The following is a 10,657-nucleotide window of genomic DNA, read 5'->3' as shown; positions in this document are numbered from 1 at the left end:
TGTGGGTAACTCTCGTGAGTGATCGGGTGAACACTCTGGGTCCAACCCAACGAAACAGCACCCACCGAGTCAGTAAGCGAACGACAACGTGTCATCCGAACCCGCCTCCCCACCGTGAGCAGGCGGCGGCAGAACCCCTTCGACCCCACCGCGGATGTACTTGCGCATCAGGAACAGCTCCACCACGCCCAATCCCAGGTAGAGCACCGTGAGCGAGATCAGCGACGTCCACACCTCACCCACCGACAGCTTCGACACCGCCTGCGCCGTGAACATCCACATGCCCTCGACGCCCGTCGGGTTCGGCGCGACCACGAACGGCTGACGCCCCATCTCCGTGAAGATCCAGCCGGCGCTGTTGCCGATGAACGGCGTCGCGATGCCCGCGACCAGCAGCAACGGGAACCAGCGCCCGCTCGGAATCCGGCCGCGGCGCGTGAGCCACAGGGCCAGCAGACCGATCCCCGCCCCGATCGCGCCGAAGCCGATCATGGCCCGGAATCCCCAGTAGGTCACCGGCAGGTTGGGCACATAGTCGATCGGCTTGCCCGCCAGCGGCCCCAGGTCGGGGTCGTTCGGATAGTTGGTGCCGTACTTCGCCTGATACTGGCCGATCAGGTTTTCCACACCCGGCACCTCGGTGGAAAAGTCGTTGTGCGCGAGGAACGACAGCAGCGCCGGCACGGTGAACGTCTTCACGTCCTCACAGTTGGCCCCCGCGACGTCACCGATCGCCAGGATCGAGAAGCTCGCCGGCTTCTCCGTGTGGCACAACGCTTCCGCCGACGCCATCTTCATCGGCTGCTGCTGGAACATCAGCTTGCCCTGCGTGTCACCCGTGATGGCCAGCACCGCGAACGCGGCGATCCCGACCCAGCCACCGAGCCGCAGCGACGCGCGCCAGACGTCCCGGTGCACCCCGGCGTCCGAGTCCGAGTCGGAACGACGCCGCCACAAGTGCCAGCCCGCCACCCCGACGAGGAACGCCGCCGCCACCGAGAACGCCCCGGCCAGCGTGTGCGGGATCGCCGCCAGCGCCGTGTTGTTGGCCAGCACCGCGAAGATCGAGTTCATCGTCGGCTTGCCGTTCACGAACTCCACACCCACCGGGTGCTGCATCCACGAGTTCGCGGCCAGGATGAAGTAGGCCGAGGCCATCGACGCCAGCGAAAACGCCCACGCACACGCCAGGTGCACGCGTTTCGGCAGCCGGTCCCAGCCGAAGATCCACAGGCCGAGGAAAGTCGACTCCACGAAGAACGCGACGAGCCCCTCCATCGCCAGCGGCGCGCCGAACACGTCGCCGACGAAGCGGGAGTAGGCGCTCCAGGTCATCCCGAACTGGAACTCCTGCACGATCCCGGTCACCACGCCCATGGCGAAGTTGACCAGCAGGAGCTTCCCCCAGAACTTGGTCATCTTGAAGTAGCGCTCGTTGCCCGTACGCACCCAGGCGGTCTGCATCCCCGCGACGAGCACCGAAAGTCCGATGGTCAGCGGGACCATCAGGAAGTGGTACACGGTGGTGATGCCGAACTGCCACCGCGCTAGCTCAAGGACATCCACGTACCCGAGCTAACTCCGCCCGCGCGGCACCGACCAGTTCAACACGTCCCGAAAAACGAGGGACCAACGTCCTGAACCCGGGAAACGCCCACGTCAGGCGTCCCGGGCACATCTGTCCACTGTGTACCCGAAAGGGATCTACCGGGTCTGCTCCACCACCCACGACAGATACCGCGGGCTCCCGCCGACGAGCGGGGTCACCACGATCTCCGGCAGGGCGTAGGTGTGGCGCACGTTCAGGAACTCCTCCAGCGCACCCGAGCGGTCGGCCGCCGTCTTGCACTCGACGCGCCACTCGTAGTCGGTGCGCACCTTGCCCTCCCAGCGGTACACGCTCGTGATCGGCCCCACGATCTGGGCGCAGGCGGCGAGCCGCGCCTCGACGGCACTCGTGGCGATGTTCCGAGCGGTCGCTTCTTTGTCGACAGTGGTGGTCACGACCACGTGGTCAGCAGGCATGACCCGCACCGTACCGCATCCGCAAAACAGAATTAGGCATGCCGAAAACTATATTCAGGAACCCCAGCGGAAGCTATTCAACAAACCTCACGGGGCAATTCGCAAACCCGATCAACTTGCGGCTTTCTGAACACCTCCTTTATCGTTGAAGTGAAAGGGGTGTCCACCGGCTCATGTCTCCCGCAATCATCGCTCTCATCAGCGCGTTCGGCCTGGTCCTGGCAGTGGAACTGCCTGACAAGACACTGGTCGCGACGCTGGTGCTGACCACGCGTTTCCGCGCGTGGCCGGTATTCGCCGGGGTGTGCGCGGCATTCGCGATCCAGTGTGTTATAGCCGCGGCGTTCGGCCACGTGCTCACTCTTCTTCCGGAAACCGTGGTTTCACTGCTCGTGGCCGCGATGTTCGGTATCGGCGCCTTCATGCTCCTGCGCGAAGGATTCAACGAAGCCGACGAAGCGGCCGACGACGCCGCACGCCTCGGCGCGGCGCCGAAGTCCTTCCTGCGCTCCGCGCTGACGTCGTTCGGCGTGCTCTTCGCCGCCGAGTGGGGCGACGCGTCGCAGCTCGCGACGGCGGGTCTCGTCGCGCGGCTCGGCAACCCGTTCGCGGTCGGGCTCGGCGCGTTCGTCGCGCTGGTCTCCGTGGCCGGGCTCGCGGTGTTCATCGGCGCGAAGATCCGCAGCCGCATCCGGCCGAAGCTCATCCAGCGCGTCGCGGGGTTCGTGTTCGCCGGATTCGCCGCGTTCGCCCTGGTCCAGCTCGCCTTCCGAGCCGGCTGACCACAGAGACTTCACAGGAACACGAGGTAGCCTCCCCGGAACCAGTGGATGAGGGCAAGGTGAATCCGCGATGACGCGGGGAGCCTTGCCCTTCGCCATGACCACCGAGGAGTGCCCCCATGTCGAAGGCCGTGCCCGCCGCCGTGTCCCCCGTGCACGGCCGGCTCGCGCTGGCCGGCATGGCGCTCGCGGTGGCCATCGCGGCTGACCTGCATCTGCGACTGTCAGCGCAGGTCAGCCCGGTGTGGCAGACGCTGTCGGAGTACGTCTACGGCCACCTCGGCGGGCGCTCGGCCGCGCCGCTGTTCAGCGCGATGTGCCTGGCGCTGGCACTCGGTTCCGTCGCGCTGCTGGCCGGGCTGGTGAAGGCCCGCCGCTCGCCCGCGGTCGTCGTACTGCTCGGCGTGTGGTGCGCGGGCCTCACGATCTGCGCGACCGTCCCCGTCGACCCCGACGGCCAGGCCCGCACGTTCGACGGCCAGCTCCACAACGGCGCCGCCATCACCGCGTTCCTGGCCCTGCCGGCCGCCGCGTGGCTGCTCACGCGCCGCGGCACGCCGAAGTGCCCGTGGGAACCGCGCCGCAGCACGATCCGCGGCCTGGCCGTCGCCAGCGTGGCCAGCGTGCTGATCGTGCTCGGCGGGTTCGTCTTCGAGCTGATCACCGGCCCCGCGCAGCAGGAAGTGACGCTGGGGTTGTTCGAGCGGTTGCTGTTCTGCGTGGACCTGGCGCTGCTGCTCACGATGGTGCGACCGCTGCTGGCGGCCGCGCGCCGCTAGGCGTCCGGACCCACCAGGATCGGCTCGACGCCGTGGCCGGTCAGCCACCACGACTCGTACTGCCGGTCCGGCCCCACGCGCAGCTCGGCGCCGCCGTCGAAAACCACCGCCAACGTGCCTTCCTCGGGCACCGCCACCTCGGTCACACGCTGGCCGAACAGCGCGAGCACCGGCGCCAGGGCCGCACCGCTGCCGGGCTCCAGCTCGTGGCTCACGCCCTCGACGTCACGCAGCACGAACGACGTCTCGAGCACCAGCTCGGCGTCCACCCGCGGCTCGTCGGCCGGGTCCGGCTGGTCGACCAGCGAGAGGCGCACCTGGTAGTCGAACGACGTCCGGCGCACTTCGCAACCGACGAGCTCACTCGGAACGTTCACCTGGGCACCTCCGCGACGGCTCCTCGGCAAGCCGCCCCCTTTGCTCCACGAGACCATATTCCAGCACGCCACGCCGCACTACGCGTCGGTTCGGAGCACCTCGGTCAGCTTTCCGGCCGCCGCGACGACCTGAGGACCCACCGCGGCGGCGTCCAACGGCTCCAACGACACCACCCCGACGCTCGCCCGCAGCCCCGGCACCCCGCGCACCGGCGCGGCCACGCCGGACGCGCCCGCCTCCAGCTCGCCCGTGGACGCGACCCAGCCGTCGCCCCCTGGCCGCAGGGACATCGCCCGGCCCGCCGCGCCCGCGCTGAGCGGATGACGGCTGCCCACGCGATACGCGACGTGGTAACTCGTCCACGACGGCTCCACCACCGCCACGGCCTGCGCCTGGTCGCCCTGGGCCACGGTGAGGTGCGCCGTGACCCCGACCTTCTCAGCCAGCTCCCGCAGCACCGGCCGCGCCGCTTCCCGCAGCTGCGGGAGCACCTGCCCGGCCAGCCGCAGCAGGCCGACCCCGAGGCGCACCTTCGTGCCGTCGCGCCAGATCAGGCCGCGTTCGGACAACGGCACCAGCAGCCGGTAGACGGCCGCGCGGCTCGCGCCGATCGTCACGGCCAGCTCGGAGATGGTCGCCGCCTCCTCGCCCGCGTCGGCCACCGCCTGCAGCAGGGCCAGGCCGCGGTCGAGAGTCAGCGACCCCTCCCTGCTCACAGCAGCTCGAGCTCACCCAGGTCGGCCACCGGCTCGGCGAACGACGCCGCCGCGTAGGACGCGAAGAGCTCCCGCACGGCCTTCGCAGCCGGCTCGGACAACGCGCGGGCCTCGTCGGCCAGCGCCTTGCCGTCGGTGGACTCCAGCGCCTCGCGCACGTCGCCGCCCGAGAGGCAGCGGGCCGAAGCGACGATCAGGTTCAGGAAACCGTGGTGCGTGAAGCCCGACTCCGGATCGGTGTGGCGGACGGCGCGATGCAGGCTGTTGGTGGCCTTGAACGACGCGCCGGGCGCGCCGCTGACCACCGACATGAAGTCGGCCACCTCGTCGACGCTGGGGAAGTTCTCCCCCGCCGGCCCGCCGCAGCGGATCTTCGGCCAGCTGCCGTGCTCGATCACCTTGCGCACGCCGTCGAGCCAGCCGACGCCGCGGCGCGGCTCGACCACGCGGATCACGTCCTCGGGCACGAACTCCGAGACGCGCTCCAGCCACACCTCGTCGACGTCCGACGGCGCCGGCATCTCGACCATCCGCAGCGACAGCAGCTCGCTGCGCGACTCGACGATCGAGATGGCCTTGGGCACGCCGCCGAGCCCGGTGTCGATGATCAGTGACAAGGGCAGCGGCTCCTTCGGCTTGATCTTGATCAACTCGGTGATCAGCTCCGGCAGCCGGGAGGCCTGGCAGAGGAAAACGCCCAGTACACCGGCGTGTTCACCCGCCCGCGACTCGTAGTGCGCTCGCAGGGCTTCGGGCATGGCCGCGTCCGAGGGCGGAAAGAGCGCCGAGTCGTCGACGAGCCGCGCGAACAGGGGAGGAATTCCACGGGGGCCGGGGGGCGTGAGTTCCACAGCGCTTGACACGAATGACACGCTAGTAGCGTACGACAAAAGGACAAAATTGTTCGTTCTGCGGACACCTCCAGAGGAGTCACCCATGCCCTTCTACCGGCGAGTAGGCGAGGTCCCCCACAAGCGGCACACGGCCTTCCGCAAGCCCGACGGCGGCCTGTACGCCGAAGAGCTGATGGGCGTCGAGGGCTTCTCCGCCGACTCGGCGCTGCTGTACCACCGCGGCCTGCCGACGGCGATCGTCGACGCGGTGGCCGTACCAGAAGACCGCGGCGGCCTCGTGCCCAACCACCCGCTGAAGCCACGGCACTTCAAGACGCCCGAGCTGAAGTTCGGCGCGTCCGCCGACGCCGTGACCGACCGGCGGCGGCTGTTCGGCAACAACGACGTGACGATCGGCTTCGTCGTCGCCACCGCCCCTTCGCCCCTGTACCGCAACGCGGCGGGCGACGAGCTGTTCTACGTCCAGGGCGGGTCGGCTGTCTTCGAGACGATCTACGGGGTGCTGGAGGCCTCGGACGGCGACTACGTGGTGATCCCGACGTCGTGCACCTACCGCGTGGTGCCGCGCGGCGAGGTCCGCCTGTACGTGCTGGAGGCGCGCGGGCACATCGGCCCGCCGAAGCGCTACCTCTCGGCGAAGGGCCAGTTCCTGGAGCACTCGCCGTACTGCGAGCGCGACGTCCGGGGACCTGTCGCGCCACTGCTCGTGGACGGTTCCGACGTCGACGTGCTCGTGCGCCACCGCGCCGGCCTGACCCGCTACACCTACGCGACGCACCCCTTCGACGTCGTCGGCTGGGACGGCTGCCTGTACCCGTGGGCGTTCAACATCGACGACTTCGAGCCCATCACCGGCCGCGTGCACCAGCCGCCGCCCGTGCACCAGACGTTCGAGGGGCCGAACTTCGTGGTGTGCTCCTTCTGCCCCCGCAAGGTCGACTACCACGAGGACTCGATCCCCGTGCCGTACAACCACGCGAACGTCGACTCCGACGAGCTCATGTTCTACGTCCGCGGCAACTACGAAGCCCGCCGCGGCTCGGGCATCGGCATCGGCTCCCTGTCGCTCCACCCGTCGGGCTTCACACACGGCCCCCAGCCGGACGCCGCGGAGGCGTCGATCGGCGCGGAGTTCTTCGACGAGACGGCGGTGATGGTGGATACGTTCGCGCCACTGGAGCTCGGGGAAGCGGCTTCGGCTTCCGAGGACGAGGCTTACGCGTGGTCGTGGTCGGGGAGAGGTCCGACGGGGTCCTGAAAGCGGACAGTGCCGGTCCAGACCTGGCCCGGCAGGCCGGCTCGCGAGCCGGTGACCCACAGCTTTCCGGTCGCGGCGATGTCGAGAGCCGCGGCAAGGGACACGCGGGGCACTTCAAGGGCCACTTCGGTGCCGTCGGGGCGAGTGGCGCGGGCTTGGAGACTGAGCCGGTCGCGCCTGAAGGTGATCACGGGCTCGAGCTCCAGTTCGGTCCACTCCCGGGCGCGGGACGGCCGGATCGAGGCCACTGCCGCGATCGCCGTCGAAAGGACCGTGAGCATGCCCAGGACGGCCGTCAGCGGGGCCAACAGCCGGTCTGTTGCCGGGAAGGTCAGCCACGCGACGACGTAGAGCGCGGAGATGACCGCCATCCCCGCGAGGTCGGTCCACTCGCGGCGTTTGCGGAGGGCTTGCAGCGGTGCGGCGTCGGGCGTCGTGGCGGGTTCCGCTGGGCGTGCTCTGCGGCCGGGTGGTCTGTCGCCGATCCGGGCCGGGACGAGTCCGGCGTCGGTCGCGGGCACCAGCACGGCGGCCCGGTTGCCGCTGTGCAGCAACCACGCCTCCCGGCGTTGGGCGAGGACTTCGGCCCCGTGCCGCGGTGCCCTGAACCGCACCCAGCGCCCGTCCGGCAGCGCGAAGCCGACTGCCCGGCCGATCACGACGTCGCTCACCTCGACGCGCTCGAACGCGCCGGCCAGCAGCGGCTTGATTCGACGCTGCCTCGCCACCGCCGCGGCTTTCAAGGCGACGTTCCCGCCGAAGAAGTAGGCGAGCAGCACCGACTCGGGCACCGCCTGGTCACCGCGCACCACGAACACGGCGGCGACCAGGAACAGCGCCACGGCGTAGGCGAGCTGCCGCACGGCTCCGCGGTGCATGGCCCTGAGCAGGTCGCCGAAGAGCGGCAGTTGGTCGGCAGGGAGGGCGGGGTCGGGTTGCCAGCTGGACATCGAGGCCCCTCGTCACGCTTCGTCGAGCTGGAAGCGGATGCGGCTGGCCCTGCGCCCGAACTGCGGCCGGACCAGACTGCCGGTTGTCCACAGGCTGCCACCGGAGGCGAATTCCAGCGCCAGCACGAGGTTCGACCTCGGCACCACGAACTTCGCCGACGAACCGTCGAGCCGGACCGCACGTCCTTCGACTCGGATTCGGCGATCGGCGATGGTGATCCCCGAGCCGGGCTCGACCGATAGCTCGGTCCACTTCCGCGGTCTCCGCGAGCTGAACGGCTGCAGGAGGACGACGAGGGCCAGGAAACCCGAGCAAAATGCCGCCAGCCCCAGCACATCAGCCGTGAAGGACCGGTCTCCGGCCGGATAGCCCAGTCGTACCCAGATGAGAAGCGCCGTGGTCACGGCCAGCACCGCGATCAGCGTTGCGCCCCGGCGAACGAGCGAGGAGCGGCGGAACGCTGCCCAAGCGTCGGGCGCGGGTTCGGGTGGCGGCGTACCGCCGACGGGCGGCGTGTCCTTGATCCGGCCTCGCATCATGCCGGTGCCGACCACGAGAAAAGACGCGCGGTCACCTTGGCGGAGCACCCACAACCGCGGCTGAGCGGTCACGATTCCGTGCTGCTTCCGGGACGAGCGGCGGATCAACCAGCGGCCGTCCGGCAGGCGGACACCGATCTCACGTCCTGCCACCTCGACACCGCCGGGCATGAGGTCGACTCGTTCGAAAGGCTTGGTGTACCTCGGCTTGGTGCGCTGGAGAACGATGAACTGCCCAGTCCGCAGAAGCAGGAAACCGCCGAAGAGGTAGGCCAGCAGCACGGCTCTTGCAGTGTTTTCGTGACCGGTCACGATGAGCGTGGCCGCGCCCACCACGAGCGCCACGGCCACGCCCAGGCCTCGCGCGACTCGGCGACGCGCGGCGGGCAAAGCCTCGCTGAAGAGCGGCAGTTGCTCGGCGGGGATGGTGGGATCGGGTTCCCAGCTCGGCATCGGAATCTCCTACTTGGCGTGGGTTTTGACGAGCTTGAGCCGGACGTTCCCGCTCCCGGGGAAGCGGGGCGTGCCGGCGCGGGGGACGCCGGGGCGGGCGTGGCCGTAGATCCAGAGGGTTTTCGAGGCGGCGGTGTTGCGGGCCGTTGACGCACCGGCTTTGGCCCAGTCGATCCGGGCGGTGCGGCCGTCGGGCATTTCGACGAGGTCGTTCTGCGCCGGTAGCTCCGTCCAGCTGTCGCGGCGGAGCGTGCGGCGGATGCCGAGCACGGTGAGGCCTCGGAGGATCGCCACGAGCGGGGCGGCCGCACCGGCGCCGGCGGCAAGGGCCGCCGTCAGGACGGCGGGCCATCCGGCGGATCGGTGCTCGAAGACGCCGACGATCGTCCAGACGGCGAGGGCGGCCGCGACGGCGGAGAGTGCCAGATTCCGGAACACCGGCCGGAGCAACACGACCGGGAGCTCCGCGGCGCCGGCGATCGGCTCGTCGTTCTGGTGCCCGAAGCGGGCCGCGGGTGGGCCCGGCAGGACGACGATCGCGCGATCACCGTTGCGGATCAGCCACAAGCGCCGCTGGCCGGCGAGTTGGGTGCGGCTTCCCGCGGACAGGGTGAAGTGGAGCCAGCGTCCGTCGGGCAGCCGTGCGGCGACGCCGATGCCGGCGAAGAACAGCGCGATCCCGCCGAGCGTCATCACCGTCGCGACGAGCGTGCGGCCCACGGCTCTGAGGACGAGCTTGCGGTCGGCGCCGCGTGGCAGGTTCACGGCCGGCGTCTTCGGATCCGGTTCCCAGACACGGATGGTGTCCGTTTTGTCGACCATGTTCTCCCCGGGTGGCGGTACTGATCACCGGCTATTCGCCACTCGCGCGGGGTGCGTTACGGATCGGGTCTTCCCTTCTTGCCGGAATTCAGGTTAGGCTCACCTAAGTAGGAGGTGACCCGTGACCGAGGCCCCGACATCCGTCCGCCGCCCGCCCGCGCCGAACCCCGCCGAGCGGGCCAAGACGATCGCGACGCGCAACGGACCGGCGACGATCATGCCGACCGTCGAGCGCGCCGATTGCGAGGCCGAGCGCGTGGTGCCTGTGCTGCACCACGTGCACCACAGCGGCAGCGTCAGCATCCTTCTGCCCGACGAGCACCCGATGGTGCGCACGTCGCGGCAGACTCAGCGCGGCGAGCTCGCCGTCATGGTCGAGCTCGCCGACCACGCCCCGGTGGAGCTGCGGGAACCCATCCGCGGCCTGCTGTGGATAACCGGGTGGCTCCGGCCGCTCTCGGCGGTTTCGGCGCGCGCCCGCGCCGTGTCGATCGCCGAGCAGCGGCCGGACGAGCGGCTCCTGGACGTCGGCCACGGCCTGACGCTCCTGCGGCTCACCCCCGCGTCCCTCGTCCTGGCCGACGCGGAGGGCACGCACTCGCTGCGGCCGCACATGTTCAGCGCGGCGCCGCCGGATCCGTTCCACAGCTACGAGGCCGAGTGGCTGCGCCACCTGGAGAGCGACCACTCGGACGTCGTGGAGCAGCTCGCGCAGCACCTGCCGCCGGGCCTGCAGCACGGGCGCATCCGCCCGCTCGGCCTCGACCGCTACGGCCTGCGCCTGCGCGTCGAGTCCGACACCGGCGACCACGACGTGCGCCTGGCGTTCTCGGAGCCGATCGACAGCCCGCCCAAGCTGGCCGCCGAGCTCCGCCGGCTGGTCGGCTGCCCCTTTCTCCGCCAGCAGCACCGCTCCGACTGAGTCCCACCTCGTGGGGATGGTTCGTCGGCCATCCCCACGAGGACATGTCGAGTGATCCACCTGTGGACAACTCGCGTTCATCCCCATGAGGACAGCCCGGCACCTGTCCCCATGGGGATGAGTTGTGCCTGGGGACAACTCATCCCGCTGGCTGGGTCCGACCCAACCAGCAGAAACT

The 10,657-nt window shown here is 69.9% G+C and carries 12 protein-coding genes; 4 read left to right on the top strand and 8 right to left on the bottom strand.

Going from position 1 to position 10,657, the window contains the following annotated elements:
- Nucleotides 1-69: 69 nt before the first annotated feature.
- Nucleotides 70-1,566, bottom strand: coding sequence for a cytochrome ubiquinol oxidase subunit I (locus K1T34_RS18895; protein ID WP_220245560.1), 1,497 nt, complete (start codon nt 1,564-1,566; stop codon nt 70-72).
- 138 nt (nt 1,567-1,704) lie between these two features.
- Nucleotides 1,705-2,025: a divalent-cation tolerance protein CutA gene (gene cutA / locus K1T34_RS18890; protein WP_220245559.1), complete on the bottom strand. Its 321-nt coding sequence runs from the start codon at nt 2,023-2,025 to the stop codon at nt 1,705-1,707.
- Nucleotides 2,026-2,198: 173 nt separating this feature from the next.
- Here cutA and K1T34_RS18885 point away from each other — a divergent pair, with 173 nt between their 5' ends.
- Complete coding sequence (locus tag K1T34_RS18885) at nt 2,199-2,807, top strand: TMEM165/GDT1 family protein (protein ID WP_220245558.1); 609 nt, start codon at nt 2,199-2,201, stop codon at nt 2,805-2,807.
- A gap of 119 nt (nt 2,808-2,926) precedes the next feature.
- Nucleotides 2,927-3,586, top strand: a complete 660-nt coding sequence (locus tag K1T34_RS18880) for a DUF998 domain-containing protein (protein ID WP_220245557.1) — start codon at nt 2,927-2,929, stop codon at nt 3,584-3,586.
- Here the strand turns inward: K1T34_RS18880 and K1T34_RS18875 are convergent.
- The 3 genes from K1T34_RS18875 to K1T34_RS18865 all read right to left on the bottom strand — a co-directional run bounded on the left by K1T34_RS18875 (nt 3,583) and on the right by K1T34_RS18865 (nt 5,531).
- Nucleotides 3,583-3,963: a DUF6188 family protein gene (locus tag K1T34_RS18875; protein ID WP_220245556.1), complete on the bottom strand. Its 381-nt coding sequence runs from the start codon at nt 3,961-3,963 to the stop codon at nt 3,583-3,585. The genes K1T34_RS18880 and K1T34_RS18875 overlap by 4 nt on opposite strands.
- 78 nt (nt 3,964-4,041) lie before the next feature.
- Nucleotides 4,042-4,680, bottom strand: coding sequence for an IclR family transcriptional regulator (locus K1T34_RS18870; RefSeq protein WP_220245555.1), 639 nt, complete (start codon nt 4,678-4,680; stop codon nt 4,042-4,044).
- A complete protein-coding gene (locus K1T34_RS18865; RefSeq protein WP_266118434.1) occupies nt 4,677-5,531 on the bottom strand; it encodes a hypothetical protein in 855 nt (284 codons plus the stop codon). The genes K1T34_RS18870 and K1T34_RS18865 overlap by 4 nt, the downstream gene beginning before the upstream one ends.
- An 85-nt stretch (nt 5,532-5,616) precedes the next feature.
- On the opposite strand from K1T34_RS18865, the gene K1T34_RS18860 reads away from it, so the two are divergent.
- A complete protein-coding gene (locus K1T34_RS18860) occupies nt 5,617-6,792 on the top strand; it encodes a homogentisate 1,2-dioxygenase (protein WP_220245554.1) in 1,176 nt (391 codons plus the stop codon).
- Here the strand turns inward: K1T34_RS18860 and K1T34_RS18855 are convergent.
- The 3 genes from K1T34_RS18855 to K1T34_RS18845 are packed head-to-tail and all read right to left on the bottom strand — an operon-like array spanning nt 6,750 to nt 9,557.
- Entirely contained in the window at nt 6,750-7,742 is a 993-nt protein-coding gene (locus K1T34_RS18855; protein ID WP_220245553.1) for a hypothetical protein, read from the bottom strand. The genes K1T34_RS18860 and K1T34_RS18855 overlap by 43 nt on opposite strands.
- A gap of 12 nt (nt 7,743-7,754) precedes the next feature.
- The gene (locus K1T34_RS18850) at nt 7,755-8,735 is read right to left on the bottom strand and encodes a hypothetical protein (RefSeq protein ID WP_220245552.1); all 981 of its coding nucleotides are present in this window, start codon (nt 8,733-8,735) and stop codon (nt 7,755-7,757) included.
- Between the two features lie 9 nt (nt 8,736-8,744).
- The gene (locus K1T34_RS18845; protein WP_220245551.1) at nt 8,745-9,557 is read right to left on the bottom strand and encodes a hypothetical protein; all 813 of its coding nucleotides are present in this window, start codon (nt 9,555-9,557) and stop codon (nt 8,745-8,747) included.
- 121 nt (nt 9,558-9,678) lie between these two features.
- Between K1T34_RS18845 and K1T34_RS18840 the strand changes: the two genes are divergently transcribed.
- Nucleotides 9,679-10,479 carry a DUF2470 domain-containing protein gene (locus K1T34_RS18840; RefSeq protein ID WP_220245550.1) on the top strand — a complete coding sequence of 267 codons (801 nt, stop codon included), beginning with the start codon at nt 9,679-9,681 and terminating at the stop codon, nt 10,477-10,479.
- Nucleotides 10,480-10,657: the final 178 nt, after the last annotated feature.

The organism is Amycolatopsis sp. DSM 110486 (assembly GCF_019468465.1).
In the GTDB taxonomy this organism is placed as follows: domain Bacteria; phylum Actinomycetota; class Actinomycetes; order Mycobacteriales; family Pseudonocardiaceae; genus Amycolatopsis.
The sequence above is the reverse complement of the archived record's forward strand: the minus strand, read 5'-3'. Positions and strand labels throughout refer to the sequence as shown.